Below are 18,428 nucleotides of genomic sequence, written 5' to 3' on the forward strand. Positions count from 1 at the left end.
GCGCAAAGAGCGAATCTGAAAGATCGCAACGCGCTTTAGAAGCCCGGAGCCGGGGTGCGCGGCGCTCCAGATGAGTGTTTAGTGCTCAAGCCACGCAGGCACCTCGACCGTTCAGACCGATGACGCCGAACGCTCTTTCAGCATCTGCGCCGCGCGTGCATAGCCACCGGCAGCCCCATCGACAAAATGCATGTGATCGCGTGACAGTGGTGACGGGACGACGCAGGTCATCAGGGCCGCATCCTGCTCATGCAATCCATAAAAGCAGACACCGTCACGCTCCGCACCTTCCAGCCGTGCCTTGATGCGAGAAAGCCGGTCTGCATCCACATCGATCGTCATCTTCAGCCCGTCATCAAACTTACGAAAGTCCGTATTGCTCGCGACAGTCGTCTTGTACTGAACAGGGTCGAAGCGCCCCACCGGCTTTCGCAGCCAGTAGAGCACCGTGATCAGAACGGTCTGGAACGCCACCCAACAGCCTTTGCGAAACTGCGACACGCGATCACCGAGACCGGACAGCGCTTTGGCCTCCATCACCAGCCCCTCACGAATGAAGCCGAGTGCCGGCCCCTCGACAGGCACGGGGTGGCCTTCGCGACCGTCTTCATTCGCAAGTGTGACGATATCGGCAACCAGCCGACGGAAGGCCGCCATGTCTCCGCCCGGACGTGGGGTGGCGATGATCGACACCACCGCACCATAGCGCGCCTGTATGGGATTCCATCGGCACGACAGGCCGGAAAGATCAGGCCTGTCGCCTGCCTCCGCCTCGTCGACAAGATAGTGCCCGCCCTTCATCTGCATGTCCGCCCAGTTGTTGCCGCCACCGGAGAACATGGCATAGGACACGTCATCGCTCGCCTGAAACCGCGCAACGCGCACATCCAGCCCATTGGCCCTGATTTCCGTCAATGGCACGAGTGCTGCACGCAGCGTCAGACCAAGATCCTCGCTCACCCACCGCCGGACTTTCGAGAGCGCCGCGCGCGATGCTTCGATCGCCTGCGGCGGCACGGCGACAGCCGCACCATCGCCGCCGAAAACAAAGGGCAGATCATGGCGCGCCAAGGCGTTGAGGATGCCGGAGATGACGCCAGCACCCGCCATATTGACGGACTTGTACCGGCCTTGCGCAATGGCATCGGTGGAATCGACGATGTCGGCAAGCGCCAGCGCCCAGCCATCGGGAAGCGGACGATAGAGTTCCGGCTCAGCGACATCTTCGAAATGTCGAAAGACAGGCAGGTGGGACAGAAATTCTTCATCGGACGACAGCATCGTCATAATATCCTCCCCGCCTGATGGAAAAGCCAGTCTTTATCGCGCTGTCATAGACCAAACCTCGCCTCCCTACTGTGGCGGCGATCACATAGCTTTTACAAGGGCTTTTACGTCCACGCGCCGCTTCCAGATCAAACACGACTTGCTAAATCGCCACCGCCTTGTCACAAAGCAAGACTGGGGTACGGAATTCAAATGTGAAACGGCACTCCTTTGCCTGACGAACGGCGCCTCGTATCAGCGAGCACATTGCCGGTATCGGGCCGAATCGGGCGATGCGCCCAACCCAAGGAGAAATGAATGAAAATCAAGATTTTGACCGGCCTGGCGCTTGCCGCCTCCGTGGCCTTTGCACCCGCAGCGCATGCCGAGATCGTCATCGGTCTCGTGGCGCCGCTCACGGGTCCGGTTGCCGCTTACGGCGACCAGGTGAAGAACGGCGCGCAGACTGCCGTCGACGTCATCAACAAGAATGGCGGCATTCTCGGCGAGAAGGTCGTGCTGAAGCTTGCCGATGATGCCGGCGAACCCAAGCAGGGCGTTTCCGCCGCCAACCAGCTGGTTGCAGACGGCATCAAATTCGTCGTCGGCCCGGTCACGTCCGGCGTTGCCATTCCGGCCTCCGACGTTTTCGCTGAAAATGGCGTCGTCATGGTCACACCCACAGCAACGGCACCGGACCTCACCAATCGCGGCCTGACAAACATCTTCCGCACCTGCGGTCGTGACGACCAGCAGGCTGAAGTGGCTGCGAAGTTCGTTCTGGCGCAGCTTAAGGACCGTCAGATCGCCATCATCCACGACAAGGGCGCTTACGGTAAAGGCCTTGCCGACGCCTTCAAGAAGACCTTGAATGCCGGCGGCGTGACGGAAGTCATGTATGACGCGCTGACACCGGGCGAAAAGGATCTGAGCGCGCTCACCGCCCGTCTCAAGTCCGAGGGCGTGGACGTCGTCTATTTCGGCGGTTACCATCCGGAAGCCGGTCTTCTGGTACGCCAGCTGCACGACATCGGCGCGAAGGCAACAGTGATTGCCGGTGACGGCCTTTCCAACTCCGAATTCGCCAATATCGGCGGCACCGCGGCAGATGGCACCATCTTCACCAATGCTGCCGACGCAACGAAGAGCGCAGACTCCAAGGCAGCCGCTGACGCGTTGAAGGCCGCCAACATTCCGGCCGAAGCCTTCACCCTGAATGCCTATGCCGCCGTGGAAGTTCTCAAAGCCGGCATCGAAAAGGCTGGCTCTGCTAAGGATTCCGAAGCGGTTGCCACGGCGCTGAAGGGCGGCGAGCCGATCCCGACAGCCATCGGCAAGCTGACCTATGGCGAAACAGGCGACCTCACCTCCCAGGCTTTCTCGCTCTACAAGTGGCAGGGCGGCAAGATCGTTTCGGCCGAATAAGGTGCTGCGCCCTCCTCCGCTGATCGAGCGCGAGGATGGTGACCGCAACCGAAAGACAAGCTGATCGAACCGGGCGCGCTCAACGCGCCCGGTTTTCTTTTTGCATGAAAAGCGCTTTCCAGGCTTAATTGTCGCAAGGCACAGAATCGAAATGAGGTGACGCGTGGTATCGAAACTCGAACGCAAGATCGACCAGGGAACCGGACGTGAGAAGGCGGATATCGTTCTGAAGGGCGGACGCTTCTTCGATCTGGTCACGGGCGAACTCGTCGCTTCCGATATTGCGATCTGCGGCGACACGATCGTTGGCACCTGTGAGACCTATCACGGCGTCGAGGAGATCGACATCTCCGGCAAGATCGTCGTGCCGGGCTTCATCGACACGCATCTTCACATCGAATCTTCGCTCGTCACGCCGCACGAATTCGACCGCTGCGTCCTGCCCTATGGTGTGACGACCGTGATCTGCGATCCGCATGAAATCGCCAACGTGCTCGGCGCGGAGGGTATCCAGTTCTTCCTGGATTCCTCGCTTGAGACGATCATGGATATCCGCGTGCAGCTTTCCTCCTGCGTGCCCGCCACCCATCTGGAAACCGCTGGCGCGGATCTGCCGATCGAAAAGCTCCTGCCTTTCCGCGATCATCCACAGGTCATAGGCCTTGCGGAATTCATGAATTTTCCCGGCGTGATCCATAAGGATCCGATCTGCATCGCGAAACTCGAGGCGTTTCAGGGACAGCATATCGACGGCCACGCGCCGCTTCTGTCCGGCACCGGGCTTAACGGCTATCTCTCGACCGGCATCCGCACCGAACATGAATGCACCAGCGCCAAGGAAGCGCTCGAAAAGATCCGCAAGGGCGTGCATATTCTGGTCCGTGAAGGGTCGGTATCGAAAGACCTGCACGCGCTGATGCCGATCATCACCGAGCGCCTGTCGCCCTATCTGGCGCTCTGCACCGATGACCGCAATCCCCTCGATATCGCCGAACAGGGTCATCTGGACTATATGATCCGCACTGCCATCGCCAATGGCGTTCAGCCGCTGGCCGTCTACCGCGCCGCATCGATTTCGGCAGCCAAAGCCTTCGGCTTGCGAGATCGTGGCCTCGTCGCGCCCGGTTGGCGCGCCGATCTGGTGGTGATCGACACGCTGCAGAACTGCAAGGCCTCCATGGTCTTCTCCGCCGGCAGACGCGTCACGGACGCGCTTTTCGCCACCCGCAAATCGGTTGCTCCCGTCGGTCTCGACAGCGTCAAGGCAAGGCGGGTGCTCGCCGCCCATTTTGGCGTGCCGGTAACGGAAGGTAAGACGTCCGTTCTCGGCGTATTGCCGGGCAAAATCATCACCGAACATCGCCGCTACAAGCTACCGAGCGACGGCAACCAGACGAGCGTCGATCTCGACAACGACATCATCAAGGTGGCCGTCATCGAGCGGCACGGCAAGAACGGCAATCACGCCAACGGCTTCGTTCAGGGCTTTGGCCTGAAGAAGGGCGCCATCGCCTCCACCGTCGGCCATGACAGCCACAATATCTGCGTCGTGGGCGTCAGCGAAGACGACATGGCGCTCGCTGCCAATCGTCTCGGAGAGATCAAGGGCGGCTTCGTCGTGGCGGAAAACGGCAGGATCACCGGCGAGATCGCCCTACCCGTTGCCGGTCTGATGAGCCTGGAGCCCTATGAGACCGTGCGCGACACGCTGCACACCCTGCGCCAAGCGGCCTATGCGCTGGGCACGACACTGGAAGAACCCTTCCTTCAGGTGGCGTTCCTGCCTCTTCCCGTCATACCTCACCTGAAGATTTCCGATAAGGGCCTGGTGGATGTCGATCTTTTCAAGCTCATCACGGCTGAAGGATGAACACGTGCCTGCTCGCGGAGACAATCATAAGTAAATAGTCTAATTCTATTTCCCGCGCGCGCCAAAATCATAGTAAATTAAGGCCTGAGGAAGTATATATGATGATCGTTCAATGACCGGCGACCTGGAGGAAATCTTTGGTCATCAAACGCATCGACAAAAAGCAAGTCAAGATCGGCATGTTTGTCGAGGGCATAGAAGGCCCCTGGCAGGATGACCCTGCTGTTGGCCGCCGTTTCACCGTAAAGAACGCCAAGCAACTCTCCGCCATCGTGAATGGTGAGATCAGCGGTGTTTTTATCAACACTGCGCTCGGCACGAATGCCCCGGACACTGGTGTTGACGGTGCGGTGCCGAAAACGATCAGGACTGCCAGCAAGGAAGACAAGAGCCGCGTCGCACAAAAGATAAGCGCACAGGCCGATGAAGCGAAAAGCCTCATCGAGGGTGTGTTTGACGGTCGCGATATCGCCATCGATGCATTTGCGCCGCTTGCGGACGATATCGGCCGGGCAATGGACGAAAACCCTGGTCTTTACATCGGGATCTCACGCCTTCGGTCACGCGATACCGCAACCTTTGTCCATTCGTTGTCCGTTGCGGCGCTGCTCACGCATTTTGCCCGATCGCTGGAAATGGATGAGGCCGTGGTTCAGCAGCTCTGCATTGCCGGAATCCTACACGATGTCGGCAAGCTTTCCATCCCGCGGGAGGTTCTGCACAAGCAGGGGCCGCTCACCGCCGAAGAGCGATTATACGTCGAGCAACATCCCGAGCTTGGCTACAAGATTCTGCAAAAACAATCGGATATGCCGGAACTGGTACTGGATATCTGTCGATACCATCATGAGCGGATTGATGGCAGAGGCTATCCGCAGGGTCTCTCAGGCGCGCAGATCAGCCCGGAGGTGCGCATGAGCACGATCTGCGATGTGTTCGATGCCCTCACATCTGCCCGTTCCTATAAGAAGGGCTGGTCCTCACAGCAGGCTCTGTCCTGGATGATGGATCGCGAGGGCCAGTTCGACAGGACATTGCTGCGCCGCTTCATTCTCAGCCTCGACACCGACATGACGAAGGGCCTCCTCTGAGACCGCATGTCAGTGATCCAATGAATTACGACCGCTCGATCCGTGCGCAGAACGCATCCAGTGGCTCCAGCTTCACCATATCGATATCGAAGGCCGGCTCAAACCCGGGCATTGCCAGATGCTCGACGACGCGAAACTCCGGCGGCAGGCGAAAATCGGCTGGCTGACGCGTCAGGTTGAAGACGAAGAGCAGGCTCTCGCCGTTCTTCTCACGTGTGAAGACGAGCAGATCCTGATTCGTATCGAGAAACGCCAGGTCGCCATCGCGAAGGCCCGCATGGCTGCGACGGAAGGCCAGCATCGCCTTGTAATGATTGAGAACCGAGTCCGATTTCCGCTCCTGCCCATCCGCCGCCAGCATGGCATGGGCGTAAGGAACCGGCAGCCACGGCTTTTCGGCGGCAGTGAAACCGGCATGCGGCTTGCCCGTCTCCCACACCATCGGCGTGCGGCACCCATCGCGGCCCTTGAAAGCCGGCCAGAAGCGAATGCCGTAAGGATCGCGCAGATCCTCGAAAGCAAGATCCGCCTCCGTCAGCGCCAACTCTTCACCCTGATAAAGGCAGATGGAGCCGCGCAGGGATGCCAGCACGCAGACGGCAAGCTTTGCCACGCGGATCTGCTCTTCCACATTTTCGGCAAAGCGGCTGAGATGACGGACAACGTCGTGGTTGGAAAAAGCCCAGCAGACCCAACCATCGGTCACGGCTTTCTGAAAGCCATCGACGGCACCGCGAATATGGCTGGCGGTGAAATCCGGCCCCAACAGGTCGAATGTGTAGCACATGTTGAGCTTGTCATTATCCGCCGTATAGGCGGCGACGGTTTTGAGTGAGCGCGCACCATCGCCCACCTCGCCCACCGTCATGCGTCCCTCATACTCATCCAGCAGAGCGCGGAAGCGCTTGAGGAAGGCGAGGTTCTCCACCTGCGTCTTGTCGTAGAGATGGCTCTGCATGCCGTAGGGATTGACGTCCGGCGCATCGAGACCGGCATCGTCGCTATCCGGCTCATGCGGCGGGTTGTCGCGCAACAGCTTGTCGTGGAAGTAGTAGTTGACCGTATCCAGCCTGAAGCCGTCGACACCCCGCTCCAGCCAGAACCTGACGGTGTCCAGAAGCGCATCCTGCACGTCCGGATTATGAAAATTGAGATCCGGCTGCGAGCCGAGGAAGTTGTGCATGTAATATTGCTTGCGCACACCGTCCCATTCCCAGGCCGGACCGCCAAAGACCGAGAGCCAGTTGGTGGGCGCCGTTCCATCCGGCTTCGGGTTTGCCCAGACATACCAGTCCGCTTTCGCATTGGTGCGGCTTGTCCGGCTTTCCTTGAACCAGGGATGCTGATCGGATGTGTGCGAGATCACCTGGTCGATGATGACCTTTATTCCGAGCTTGTGCGCCTCTGTGATCAGTTCATCGAAATCTGCAAGCGTCCCGAACAGCGGATCGACATTGCAGTAATCGGAAACATCGTAGCCCATATCCGCCATGGGCGAAGTAAAGAAGGGCGAGAGCCAGATGCCATCCACACCAAGCGCATGGATATAGGGCAGATGCTTGGTAATCCCCGCCAGGTCACCGAAACCGTCCCCCGTCGTATCCTGAAACGAGCGTGGATAGACCTGATATATGACCGCTCCCCTCCACCAGTCTGCATCGTGAACTTTGTGTCCGGTGGTAGACAAGGCTTGCGGCATGAACGATCTCCAAAGTGAAGCTGCCCAACCATATAAAGCCCGGATTGATCCGTAAACGGCCAATGCTTGTCGAATGTGAGAAGAGACACGCAATCGGCTTTCGCCGCCCTTGCAAGCCTGGCCTTAGCGTCGTAATGGCGAAGCGTCACGACAGGAGGAGAGTGCAGTGGGTGGACGGTTTCTTTCGATCGGCGAATGCATGGTGGAGCTTTCGCAAGCCGGTGACGGCCTGCTGCGCAAGGGCTTTGCCGGTGACACGCTGAACACCGCCTGGTATGCACGCGCCTGCCTGCCGCAGGACTGGTCTGTGGATTATTTCACCACGCTGGGTGACGATCCTCTGTCGCAGGAGATGCTGTCCTTCATCGAGGGCGCCGGCATCGGCACGCAGCACATTTCCCGTATTTCGGGCGGCACGCCTGGCCTCTACCTCATCAATCTGAAAGACGGTGAGCGCACCTTCAGCTATTGGCGCAGCGCCGCTGCCGCCCGCCAGCTGGCGGCTGACGCCGATCATCTGCGCGAGACTATCGACGCGGCCGACATCGTCTATTTCTCCGGCATCACCCTTGCCATTCTGTCCACCCCGATTGCGGTCGATACCTTCCTCGCCGAACTGCGCCGCGCCAAGGCCTCCGGCAAGCAGGTCGTGTTCGATCCCAATATCCGCCCGCGCCTTTGGGCCAACCGCGAGATCATGCTGGAGACGATCACCAATGGTGCGCGCGCTGCCACGCTCGTCATGCCAAGCTTCGACGACGAGGCTGGTAACTTTGGTGACACGGATGTGGAGGCGACCATCGCGCGCTATCGCGCGCTCGGCGTTGCCAATATCGTGGTGAAAGATGGTGCCAAGGGCGCAACGCTCGATTTCGGTGGTGAGCGCAGCCATGCGCCCGCCGAGCAGGCCGTGAAGGTGGTGGATACGACAAGTGCCGGAGACAGCTTCAACGGCGCCTTCCTGTCTCGCTTCGTCACCGGCAGCACACCCGAAGAAGCGGCCACTTTCGCCGCCAAGGCTGCCGCCACCGTCATCGGCCACCACGGCGCACTGATCAGCCCGGACCTGCTACCGAAGGCCTGAAGGACGTCGCGCAAACGCGTGGAGCGGTTTTGCGATAACGACATCCGAAAAGACGAGGATTTGAAGCGTGAGGAGCGAATCTCAAACTTCACTGTCCGCGTTAAATCCGCTGACATGATGCTGTAACACGCCTGTCGCATACACGCGAAGGCCGGTGGATCACCGGAGAGTCGCAAGCGGCGAGGGTCGGCACGGCATGACCAGAATTACCATCGTCACGGATGCATGGCATCCCCAGGTCAACGGCGTGGTGCGCTCGATCGAGAACACCAATGTCGAGCTTGAGCGCATGGGCGTCGAGGTCCGGATGGTGACGCCGCAGAGCTTCCACTCCATTCCCTGCCCCACCTATCCGGAAATTCGCCTTTCCGTCGCCAGCTATCGCCGGGTTTCGAAGGAAATCGAGAAGAGCCAGCCATCCTATGTGCATATTGCCACGGAAGGTCCGCTCGGCTTCATGGCGCGCCGCTGGTGCATCAAGCATGGCATGGGCTTTTCCACCAGCTACCACACACGCTTTCCCGAATATGTGGCGGCACGCTTCCCGGTGCCGGAAAGCTGGCTCTACGGCTTCGTGCGCTGGTTCCACAATGGCGGCAGCGCCTGTATGGTGGCAACACCAAGCCTCGAGACGGAACTCCAATCCAAGGGCGTGAAAAACCTCAAACGCTGGAGCCGCGGCATCGACGCCAAGCTCTTCCGCCCCAGACAAAAGGAAGAGCGCCCCTTCGGCCTCCCCCGCCCGATCTTCATGACCATTGGCCGCGTCTCGGTGGAAAAGAACCTGCCGGAGTTTCTCGATCTCGATCTGCCGGGCTCCAAGGTCGTGGTCGGTGACGGCCCTGCCCGCGCCGAGCTCCAGCAGAAACATCCCGATGTGCTCTTCACCGGCGTGAAGACCGGCGAAGAGCTGGCAAAGGCCTATGCGCAGGCAGACGTCTTTGTCTTCCCCTCCAAGACAGACACCTTCGGCAACACCATTCTGGAAGCACTCTCAAGCGGCGTACCGGTCGCAGCCTTCCCGGTGACCGGCCCGCTTGATATTCTCGGCGGACATCCGAAGGCGGGCGCGCTTAGCTCGGATTTGCGCAAGGCCTGCCTTGCCGCACTCGATTGCTCCCCGGAAGCAGCCCTTGCCGTTTCCCGCAACTATTCCTGGGAAAAGGCGTCCCGCCAGTTTCTCGACAACGTGACCTCTGCTGCCGCAAGCCGCCTCCCCGGCTTCTGCGCCGCCCACGCGATGTGAACGGATTATAGGCGAATAGCCTGCATTTTCAGTGGACGCACGAGCCCATTGCTGTCAGAAGGCGTCAGGACGCGACTGCCGTTATCTTTAGAACGGGGTCGGGCTGCTGATTGACGTCAGGCGGCTGCCGCGAGGTTACGCAGGCCGTCCACTTATCGCAAAACCGCGGTACACGTCTGCGCGCATGCTTTAGATCACCAAGCGCCGTTCAGCATATTGCCTGCGAGCGGGATCGTGCGGCTCTTGCCATTGCTGTCGTTGACGGAAATCTCGCTTCGCATCTGCTTGGGAGACTTGCGAAACCAGCCGGCTGCGATGGAGGCGAGATCGCCGATCATCCCATGTTTGCGCCAGTCGGCAAAGCGCTGCGCCATGGCCTCTGCCTCATGCTTGAAGAAGAAGTCGCCCGACTGGGCCAGGTCGTTGATGGAAGAGGCCATGGATGACAAAGGCTTTTGGAACATCTTCGGCGGAACCGAGAGGCCGTGCGCCGCTTGCGGAAAAGCCGGCGCCATGAAATCGATCGCCCAGCCATCTGCCTCCACCCAGCAATGGAAGTTCTCGCCAGCACCCGTCACATGGCCGTCTTCGCGATGATCGGCAAACAGCAGCATCGTGCCGCCAAGATTATAAGCTGCCAGCCCACCCTTCGGCTTCGCCTTCACCTTGTAGTGGTGCTCCAGAATGAAGGCACCAAATGTGCTGAAATACATCGATGCCGTGGCGGGATCGGCGTTCTCGTTGAGAAGCAGGCTGTTGATGACGCGATAGATGCGATGATAGTCGCTCTGCTTGATCAGCATGATGTTTGACCTGAAGTAAGTGCATGGGCAGCTTGATGGGGTGCGCTACGCTCCCCTCCGCCATCATCCTCGGGCCTGACCCGAGGATCCATTGGTTCCGGATGCGTGTGTGTCCTCGGGTCAAGCCCAATGATCACGGAGTGTAGAGGCGCCCCTCAGCGAGCCCCCCCCTGACTACCGCTTCTTCGCCTTGTGCTCGAAGGGATTGTCCGACCCGCGATAATGCACCCGGATCGGCACGCCCGGCATGTCGAAATCCTTGCGCAGACCGTTCACCAGATAGCGCGTGTAGGATTCCGGAATGGCCTCGGGCCGTGTGCAGGAGATCATGAAGGCCGGTGGCCGTGCTTTGACCTGCGTCATGTATTTCAGGCGCAGACGACGGCCCGACACGGCCGGTGGCGGATGCTGCGTCACCTGCATATCCAGCCAGCGATTGAGCTTGGCGGTGGAGATACGGCGGTTCCACACCTTGTCGGTGTCGATGATGCTCTGCATCAGCCGGTCGAGGCCGTAGCCCGTCTGACCGGAAATCGGAACGGCACGAATGCCGCGCGCCTGCGGCAGAAGGCGCTCGGTCTTCTCGCGCAGATCAGCGAGAAACGCCTGTGCATCCTCGACCAGATCCCACTTGTTGAAAGCGAGCACCGCAGCGCGGCCTTCGCGGATAACCAGATCGACGAGCTGCAGATCCTGCTTCTCGAAAGGAATGGTGGAATCGAAGACGATGACGACGGTTTCGGCGAAACGGATGGAGCGCAGCGAATCCGCCACCGAAAGCTTCTCCAGCTTCTCGGTCACCTTCGCCTTGCGACGCATGCCAGCCGTGTCGAACATCTTGATCGTGCGGCCGCGCCAATCCCATTCGACCGAGATACTGTCGCGCGTAATACCGGCTTCCGGACCGGTCAGAAGGCGATCTTCACCGAGAAAGCGGTTGATCAGCGTCGACTTGCCGGCATTCGGGCGACCGATGATCGCAACGCGCAACGGCTTGGTGTCGTCATAGGCGGGCTCGTAATCCTCGTCTTCTTCCTCTTCAGCGGAAAGCACGACGTCGGTTTCAGCCTCTTCGAAATCGTCTTCCGGCGGGAAGGCGACATCTTCCCCGATCGCGGCAACGATGGCATCGCGCAGATCGATCATGCCCTGCCCGTGCTCTGCAGAAATCGGGCATGGCTCGCCAAGACCAAGCGTATAGGCATCATAGAAACCGCCATCAGAGCCACGAGCTTCTGACTTGTTGGCAACCAGCACGACCGGCTTGCCGCGACGGCGCAGCATTTCGCCGAGCGTCTGGTCAGCCGGTGTCAGGCCGTATTTGGCGTCGACGACGAAAAGCGTCAGATCGGCTTCCTCGATCGCCTCTTCCGTCTGCGCCCACATGCGACCCTGCAGCGTCTCCGGTGCGGATTGCTCGAGACCCGCGGTATCGATGATGGTGAAACGCAGATCCACGAGCTTGGCGTCGCCTGGACGACGGTCGCGGGTCACGCCTGGCGTGTCATCCACAAGCGCCAGCTTCTTGCCAACCAGACGGTTGAAAAGCGTGGATTTGCCGACATTCGGACGTCCGACGATGGCGACGGTGAAGGTCATGATAGTGCCCTAACTTCTATAGCGTCGGACCGGAAACCCAATGGGCTCCGGTCCGACGCCTTCAACAGAAAACCGATGCAGTCCGCGGCGATCCTTATGACCGCCCGTCGCTGCAGGAAATGAGAATTTACGCTGCCTTGCCGGATGCGGCAATATTATCGAGCAGGACCTGCGCCCGGTTCGCCACATTGCGCGGCGCCTGGGAATCACCGGTGATGAGTTCGAACCACTGCTTTGCCTGGGCAAGATTGCCGGCCTTATAAGCGGCAAGACCAAGCGCTTCGCGGGCGGAGTTGCGTAGCGGCTGGCCATCGCTGGACAGCGCTTCTACCTCTGCCGAGACCTGCTCATACGTGCCGTTGTCAATCAGAAGAAACGCTGCGCGCACCTTGGCCATGTCCCGGAAAATCTGCGGCGCGCTGGAGTCGTTGCCAATCGCGGTAAAGGCTGCGATAGCGCCAGCGGCATCGCCCTTCTGCGCCAGAAGCGTTGCAGCGCGGAACTTGGCGAGGATCGGGTACTCGCCGTGGCCGGCGCTTTCCAGTTCCGTCAGTGCCTTCAACGCTTCGTCATTCTTGCCCTCGGAGGCAAGCTTCAACGCGTTGGAGAACTGGTCGCCAGACGCCGAAGCCCGGCTGTTGCTCCAATACTCGTAAATGCCGGCGCCCGCGGAAGCGAGCACGATCAAAACGGCAGCGCCAATCACGACCGCGCCGTAACGACCCCAGAAGTTGCTCAATTTTTCTGAGCGGATCTGCTCGTTCACTTCGCGGATGAAGCTGTCATTCTCGTTCGCCATCGAATTCTCCGTTACCCGCACCGAATGGCAAAAAGCCGATCGGTCTGCGGACATGCCAAGGCAATCTGGATGCGGCAAGCCGCAAAAAGGCCAACCACATTTATTGGTGGGCCTTCTAGCCTATTTTCCCTGAGATGTAAGGGGGAAACGTCAGTTTCCTACATCGCAATCGGTTGGACGCCGATCAACCATTCGTGCAGCTTCCAGATGAATGCAGCCCACAGCACCACGCCAAGAAGAACCGCGATCGCATCGTAGCGCGCCGAAACGAAGGGACGAGTGAGATTTTCGCCAGCGCGTGCGCGGCGCTTGAGGACAATCCGCATCACCACGCCCCAGGCGAGGAAGGAGGCAAAGAGGATGACGGAGGAGGTCTCGCCATTGGCAAGCAGGTGAGAAAAAGCCCAGATCTTCACCGAAAGGATCAGCGGATGCTTGGTCTTCGTTGCGATGTGCCCAGCCGGCAGGGCACTTGCCACAAGACAGATCATCGCAATGAGCATCAGCGTGACCGCGATATGGGCCATCCAGACCGGCGGATAGTAAAGCATGCCCGTCACCTGCCGCGCTTCATTGAAGGCATAGGCAATGAAGACGATGGTGAGAATGCTGACGAGCGAATAGACACCCTTGAAGGGCTTTTCGCCCATACTATCGATCAGACGCGCACGAAGCCCCGGCGCAAAAAGCCTGAGAGAATGGGCGGCGAAGAACAGGATGAGAGAGACGACGAGCAGAAGCATGGTGGCGTCCTTACGCGGGGGAAGATAATCTTTTGACAATGAGTTATGGCGAATACCAAAGATCACTGATGCTGACCCCTTGGATAGCCTGGAAACGGTCGCCCGGGTAGGAGAAACCGCAGAGCGATGCTTTTTCATCGGTCGAGGATTTCGACGCCCCCGGCGGCCGATTTCCGGGCTATCGAAGGGATCAGCATCGGTGATCTTTGGTATAACCCCTGGAAAAAGCCAGTCAAATCAAAGCTTCGCCTTATTCCAAGCTCAAAAGGCCGCTTTTGAAAATTCCGCGTGGTTCCCTCATGTTGCGTTCGCTTGCCCTCATCACCCTGTCTCTCGCCTGCGCGCCGCAAGCCTATGCGCAGGCTGTCGAAGGTGCGGCAAAGCCAAAGCAGCTTGTACTGGTGTCCTTCGATGGCGCAGGCGACAATGCGCTGTGGGCCAGAAGCCGCACAACCGCCAAGGAAGTCGGCGCGCATTTCACCTATTTTCTTGCCTGCACGCTGGTGATGGACCGCAAGACCAGCGCCAAGAGCTATCAGGGGCCGGGCCAGAAACTCGGCCGCTCCAATGTCGGCTTCGGCCAGTCGGTGGAAGAAGTGGCAACGCGCCTGCACCACATATGGGAGGCCCGCCAGGAAGGTCATGAAATCGCCAACCACACCTGCGGCCACTTCGATGGTGGCAACTGGACTGCGGATCAATGGGACGCAGAATTCACCACCTTTACCAGCACGCTTGAAAACGCCTGGGCTGCGATCGGCAAGAAGGACGAGGAGCCGCAGGGCTGGCACGATTTCGTGCGCGGCATCAACGGCTTTCGGGCGCCCTACCTGTCGCAAGGCGATGCACTCACCGCCGCGCAGAAAAAACACGGCTTCGTCTTCGACGCCACCAGCATCACGAAAGGGCCGGCATGGCCCGTGCGCAAGGATGGCATCGAACATTTCGGCCTGCCGTTGATCCCGGAAGGACCGGGCGACCGGCCGATCATCGCCATGGACTACAACCTCTTCGTCCGCCATTCCATGGCAATCGAGACGCCCGCAAAGTCCGCCGAATTCGAAGAGCGCGCCTACAAGGCCTTCCGCGCCGCCTTCGACAAACAATATGAGGGCGAACGCATCCCCCTCCAACTCGGCTTCCATTTCGTCAAGATGAATGGCGGCGCCTATTGGAACGCCTATGAGCGCCTGCTGCGCGAAGTCTGCAAGAAGGACGATGTCGCCTGCGTCAGCTATGAAGAGGCGATGCCGATGATCGACGCGCGGCGTAAGGAAAAGTCGCAAGGGTGAGAGAGCAAGTGCTGCAGGCGCAGCGACGCAGTCTCATTTTCAGTCAACGGCTTTCAATTGACCATCATTCCGGCCCCAGCCGGAAGCGGGCCAGCACGAATCCTCCGGCTGGACCCCGGCTCGATGCCGGGGGTGGGTGTCAGAGTTGAACGCTTCGAGCTTTACGGCTTGTCCGCCGCCAACTCGCCCTCTTCCGCTTCACGCTTCAAATAGCGCTGATCGATCTCCGGTAGCGGTTGGTCGTAGATAGCAGCCTCAAACGCTTTCAGACGTTTGTAGATCGACATCAATTCGACGATCGTCGTCCAGGAATTGATGAGATACTGGAACGATCCGCGCACCTGATCGAACACGTTGCCGATCTGCGTGAACACGCCAAGCGTCACCTTGCCTGCTGCGATTGATGGAATGAGAACGATCAAGCTGTAGATGTTGTCAGCCTGCAGATAGAAAATGCGGGCAACGTTGAAATACATGTAATGAAAATAGAGCCGGAAATAGTTCTTCCGGACATTCGAAAACAGCTCCTGCACAGTCGGCGGCTGAGCACGATCTGCGTGGTCTTCACCATAGACCAGCTCCTTACGATAGGCCGCTTCCACGCGCTGATTGCGGAATTCAAGGCCGGGTAGCTTGATACCCACAAGTGCAAGAAAGCCCGTTCCGAAGAGCGACCACAAGATCGCCGCCCACACCAGAGCATGCGGGACGTAACCGATAATCGGCAACTCGTTGATGGTTTCGGAGAAGGTGAAGAGGACGGGGAGGAACGCGATCAGGGTCATGATGGCCCTGACGAAACCGACACCCAACCCCTCGACGGTCGAGGAGAAGCGCATCGTGTCTTCCTGAACACGCTGCGAAGCGCCTTCGATGTGACGAAGCCTATCCCAGTTTGCCATATAGAAGTCGTTCATCGCCGTGCGCCAACGGAAGATATAGTGGCTGACGAAGAAGAGATTGAGCACGCCGACAGTGATCGCAAAAAACAGGATGCCTGAAACGCCGACGAGGCCGAGATAAAGCTGCTCGGCAGTCACCGGCGCGGTCTTGGCAAGCGCTTGCTGGATGAGGTCATAATAGGGGCCGTACCATGCGTTCATCGCCACGCTGACTTGCACGGAGAAATAGGTCGCAAAGACAATGAGGGCAGAGCCGAGAACGGACCACATCTGCCAGCGATGTGGGCTGTAAGTGAACCAGAAGCCCGCAAACACAAGCACGGCAGCGGTGTAATAGATATAAAACCAGAGGAATGGCGGGGACCAGAAAATCGATACGCCCGTGATCGGCGGCTCTCCAGGTGTTGCTGAAGGCATGCCGAGTGCCGCACCCCAGTTTCTCCCGCCTGCATACCAGAGGCCTATCATGAGCAAGGACCAAACAATGGCAGAGGTAAAAAACAGCTTGGGTTTGGGAAAGAAGGAATGAAACACGTTCGAACTCTCGCGAGCTTGAGATCAGCCATTATTGGCGAAGCAGATTTTGGGAGAAATTAGGCCAGACACTTCGCCGACGCAATGCAGCAAACGCTAAGTTACGAAGATGTAAGCCAAAACCGGCGATGGCGGCTGCAACACGACAGCCGCATTACATCGAAGCCGTGCAAGAGCGGCCGTCTTACTCGGCAAGCGTCAGGATCAGCGGGCCGTTTTTGGTGGCGATGACGGTGTGCTCGAACTGCACGGTGGGCGCGCTCGGGTCGCTGAACAGCGTCCAAGGGTCGTCATCGCCATCTTCGGCCCAATAGGCACCCGTGGAGAGAAATGGCTCGACAGTGAAGACCAGCCCGTCGGTCATGATCCGGGTTTCGTCCTTGTCCGGCCAGGTGGCAAGCTCTTTCGGCTCCTCGTGCAGCGAGCGGCCGATGCCGTGACTGGCGAGATTGGTGATCAGCGTGTAGCGGTTCTTCTTGGCAAAGGCGCCGATGGAATTGCCGATATCGGCAAGCGGCCTGCCCGCTTTCACCTGCTGCAACCCGGTCCAAAGCGCGCGTTTTCCATCGCGGCAAAGGCGTTCGATATCCTTTTTCACCGGCGGCACGGCGTAGGAAGAGCCGGTATCGCCAAAGAAGCCATCCTTCACCGCCGACACATCGATATTGACGAGATCGCCCGCCTTGATGATGCGCGGGCCTGGAATGCCGTGGGCCACTTCCTCGTTGACGCTGATGCAGGTGGCGCCCGGAAACTGGTAGCAGAATTCCGGTGCCGACTGCGCACCATTGCTTTCCAGGATATTGCGACCGATGGCGTCGAGTTCGGCGGTGGTGATCCCCGGCTCAAGCGCGTCGGCCATGGTCTGCATCGCAAGGGCGCAAATCCGGCCAACATCCTTCAGCTTTTCGAGCTCTTCTTCCGTCGAGATAACCATTCTGCGTCCATATCCTGCGCAATGTCTTCGGCAAAGGGCGCCAAAAGGCGCCCGATCATGCCGTCGCTTTCGCCCTATCGGCACTGCCAGTCAATTCTTTTCTGACGATTGGGGCGACTTTCGTGCCGTAAAGCTCGATCCCGCGCATGATCTGATCATGCGGCATCAGACCGATTGCCATCTGCAACAGGAAGCGATCATTCTTGAAGACGCCATGCGCCTTGATGATCTTTTCCGCCACCAGTTCCGGCTCACCGAGGAAGAGATTGCCCTCCGCACTTCGCGCCATATCGTAATGCGCCCGGCTGGTCGGACCCCAGCCGCGCTCACGGCCAATCCGGTTCATCACCTCCGCCTGCGGGCCATAGAACTGGTCGGCCGCCTTGTCGGTGGTGTCGGCGATGAAGCCGTGAACATTAATGCTGGTCTTCTGTTTTTCGAGTGGCTGACCTGCTCGGCGCGCGGCTTCCCGGTAGAGATCGAAGAGCGGCGCGAAGCGGCGATATTCGCCACCGATGATGGCAAGCGCCACCGGCAGACCCATGGCACCGGCTCGCGCCACCGATTGCGGCGTACCGCCAACCGCGATCCATACGGGCAGAGCCTCTTGCAACGGACGGGGATAGACACCGCGCCCATTGATCGGCGCGCGCTTTTCACCGGACCAGGTGACGATTTCGCGGTCTCTCACTGCCAGAAGCAGGTCGAGCTTTTCGGCGAAGAGATCGTCATAGTCCTCGAGATTGTAACCGAAGAGCGGATAGGACTCGATGAAGGAGCCGCGCCCCGCCATGATCTCGGCGCGCCCATTCGACAACAGATCGACGGTGGCGAACTGCTGGAAGACGCGGATCGGATCATCGGAGCTCAGAACCGAAACGGCACTGGAAAGCCGGATGGTCTTCGTCTTGACCGCCGCAGCCGCGAGCACGGTCGAAGGCGATGATACGACGTAATCAGGCCGATGATGCTCCCCCAGGCCGTAGACATCAAGCCCCACCTGATCGGCAAGCTCGATCTCTTCCAAAAGGTTCTTCAGGCGACGCACACCTTCCGGGCCACGACCATCGGCCGGGTTCGGATTGACATCGGCAAAGGTGTAAAGACCAAGTTCCATGGGTGCGCTCCTCGCTTTGTC

The 18,428-nt window shown here is 59.3% G+C and carries 15 protein-coding genes; 6 read left to right on the forward strand and 9 right to left on the reverse strand.

Annotation, left to right across the window (positions count from 1 at the left end):
* Positions 1–111: 111 nt before the first annotated feature.
* A complete protein-coding gene (locus EYC79_RS19435; RefSeq protein ID WP_130979381.1) occupies positions 112–1,281 on the reverse strand; it encodes a DUF3095 domain-containing protein in 1,170 nt (389 codons plus the stop codon).
* 303 nt (positions 1,282–1,584) lie between these two features.
* Between EYC79_RS19435 and EYC79_RS19440 the strand changes: the two genes are divergently transcribed.
* The 3 genes from EYC79_RS19440 (at position 1,585) to EYC79_RS19450 (ending at position 5,652) form a co-directional block, all read left to right on the forward strand.
* Positions 1,585–2,691: a branched-chain amino acid ABC transporter substrate-binding protein gene (locus EYC79_RS19440; protein ID WP_130979191.1), complete on the forward strand. Its 1,107-nt coding sequence runs from the start codon at positions 1,585–1,587 to the stop codon at positions 2,689–2,691.
* 163 nt (positions 2,692–2,854) lie between these two features.
* The gene (gene ade / locus EYC79_RS19445; protein ID WP_130979193.1) at positions 2,855–4,561 is read left to right on the forward strand and encodes an adenine deaminase; all 1,707 of its coding nucleotides are present in this window, start codon (positions 2,855–2,857) and stop codon (positions 4,559–4,561) included.
* A 137-nt stretch (positions 4,562–4,698) separates the two neighbouring features.
* Positions 4,699–5,652 carry an HD-GYP domain-containing protein gene (locus EYC79_RS19450; protein WP_112955141.1) on the forward strand — a complete coding sequence of 318 codons (954 nt, stop codon included), beginning with the start codon at positions 4,699–4,701 and terminating at the stop codon, positions 5,650–5,652.
* A 25-nt stretch (positions 5,653–5,677) separates the two neighbouring features.
* Here EYC79_RS19450 and bglA read toward each other — a convergent pair whose 3' ends face one another.
* Positions 5,678–7,351: a beta-galactosidase BglA gene (bglA, locus tag EYC79_RS19455; RefSeq protein WP_130979195.1), complete on the reverse strand. Its 1,674-nt coding sequence runs from the start codon at positions 7,349–7,351 to the stop codon at positions 5,678–5,680.
* A gap of 166 nt (positions 7,352–7,517) precedes the next feature.
* Between bglA and EYC79_RS19460 the strand changes: the two genes are divergently transcribed.
* Complete coding sequence (locus EYC79_RS19460; protein WP_165457079.1) at positions 7,518–8,435, forward strand: sugar kinase; 918 nt, start codon at positions 7,518–7,520, stop codon at positions 8,433–8,435.
* 196 nt (positions 8,436–8,631) lie between these two features.
* Complete coding sequence (locus tag EYC79_RS19465; RefSeq protein WP_130979197.1) at positions 8,632–9,681, forward strand: bifunctional monoglucosyl/glucuronosyl diacylglycerol synthase; 1,050 nt, start codon at positions 8,632–8,634, stop codon at positions 9,679–9,681.
* A 194-nt stretch (positions 9,682–9,875) separates the two neighbouring features.
* Here the strand turns inward: EYC79_RS19465 and EYC79_RS19470 are convergent, their stop codons facing one another.
* From EYC79_RS19470 to EYC79_RS19485, 4 genes are all read right to left on the reverse strand, one after another.
* Positions 9,876–10,484 carry a DUF2026 family protein gene (locus EYC79_RS19470; RefSeq protein ID WP_062598732.1) on the reverse strand — a complete coding sequence of 203 codons (609 nt, stop codon included), beginning with the start codon at positions 10,482–10,484 and terminating at the stop codon, positions 9,876–9,878.
* 174 nt (positions 10,485–10,658) lie between these two features.
* A complete protein-coding gene (gene der, locus EYC79_RS19475; RefSeq protein ID WP_130979199.1) occupies positions 10,659–12,083 on the reverse strand; it encodes a ribosome biogenesis GTPase Der in 1,425 nt (474 codons plus the stop codon).
* 127 nt (positions 12,084–12,210) lie between these two features.
* Positions 12,211–12,882, reverse strand: coding sequence for a tetratricopeptide repeat protein (locus EYC79_RS19480; protein WP_062426325.1), 672 nt, complete (start codon positions 12,880–12,882; stop codon positions 12,211–12,213).
* 158 nt (positions 12,883–13,040) lie between these two features.
* Positions 13,041–13,625: an NnrU family protein gene (locus EYC79_RS19485; protein ID WP_130979201.1), complete on the reverse strand. Its 585-nt coding sequence runs from the start codon at positions 13,623–13,625 to the stop codon at positions 13,041–13,043.
* A gap of 299 nt (positions 13,626–13,924) precedes the next feature.
* Here EYC79_RS19485 and EYC79_RS19490 point away from each other — a divergent pair, with 299 nt between their 5' ends.
* The gene (locus EYC79_RS19490; RefSeq protein ID WP_130979203.1) at positions 13,925–14,917 is read left to right on the forward strand and encodes a polysaccharide deacetylase family protein; all 993 of its coding nucleotides are present in this window, start codon (positions 13,925–13,927) and stop codon (positions 14,915–14,917) included.
* A gap of 161 nt (positions 14,918–15,078) precedes the next feature.
* Here EYC79_RS19490 and sbmA read toward each other — a convergent pair whose 3' ends face one another.
* The 3 genes from sbmA to EYC79_RS19505 all read right to left on the reverse strand — a co-directional run bounded on the left by sbmA (position 15,079) and on the right by EYC79_RS19505 (position 18,407).
* Complete coding sequence (sbmA, locus tag EYC79_RS19495) at positions 15,079–16,353, reverse strand: peptide antibiotic transporter SbmA (protein ID WP_130979205.1); 1,275 nt, start codon at positions 16,351–16,353, stop codon at positions 15,079–15,081.
* 184 nt (positions 16,354–16,537) lie between these two features.
* Positions 16,538–17,290: a type I methionyl aminopeptidase gene (gene map, locus EYC79_RS19500; protein WP_062426321.1), complete on the reverse strand. Its 753-nt coding sequence runs from the start codon at positions 17,288–17,290 to the stop codon at positions 16,538–16,540.
* 55 nt (positions 17,291–17,345) lie between these two features.
* Entirely contained in the window at positions 17,346–18,407 is a 1,062-nt protein-coding gene (locus EYC79_RS19505) for an LLM class flavin-dependent oxidoreductase (protein WP_130979207.1), read from the reverse strand.
* Positions 18,408–18,428 lie beyond the last annotated feature (21 nt).

This window comes from Agrobacterium cavarae (assembly GCF_004310285.1).
Classification (GTDB): Bacteria; Pseudomonadota; Alphaproteobacteria; order Rhizobiales; family Rhizobiaceae; genus Agrobacterium; species Agrobacterium cavarae.

Excerpts from the sequence above, each read along its gene's own strand:
- EYC79_RS19435 (WP_130979381.1), bottom strand. The coding sequence starts at position 1,281 with ATGCTGTCGTCCGATGAAGAATTTCTGTCCCACCTGCCTGTCTTTCGA.
- der (WP_130979199.1), bottom strand. The coding sequence starts at position 12,083 with ATGACCTTCACCGTCGCCATCGTCGGACGTCCGAATGTCGGCAAATCC.
- EYC79_RS19485 (WP_130979201.1), bottom strand. The coding sequence starts at position 13,625 with ATGCTTCTGCTCGTCGTCTCTCTCATCCTGTTCTTCGCCGCCCATTCT.
- EYC79_RS19470 (WP_062598732.1), bottom strand. The coding sequence starts at position 10,484 with ATGCTGATCAAGCAGAGCGACTATCATCGCATCTATCGCGTCATCAAC.
- EYC79_RS19505 (WP_130979207.1), bottom strand. The coding sequence starts at position 18,407 with ATGGAACTTGGTCTTTACACCTTTGCCGATGTCAATCCGAACCCGGCC.
- EYC79_RS19490 (WP_130979203.1), top strand. The coding sequence starts at position 13,925 with ATGTTGCGTTCGCTTGCCCTCATCACCCTGTCTCTCGCCTGCGCGCCG.
- bglA (WP_130979195.1), bottom strand. The coding sequence starts at position 7,351 with ATGCCGCAAGCCTTGTCTACCACCGGACACAAAGTTCACGATGCAGAC.
- EYC79_RS19465 (WP_130979197.1), top strand. The coding sequence starts at position 8,632 with ATGACCAGAATTACCATCGTCACGGATGCATGGCATCCCCAGGTCAAC.
- EYC79_RS19440 (WP_130979191.1), top strand. The coding sequence starts at position 1,585 with ATGAAAATCAAGATTTTGACCGGCCTGGCGCTTGCCGCCTCCGTGGCC.
- EYC79_RS19480 (WP_062426325.1), bottom strand. The coding sequence starts at position 12,882 with ATGGCGAACGAGAATGACAGCTTCATCCGCGAAGTGAACGAGCAGATC.
- map (WP_062426321.1), bottom strand. The coding sequence starts at position 17,290 with ATGGTTATCTCGACGGAAGAAGAGCTCGAAAAGCTGAAGGATGTTGGC.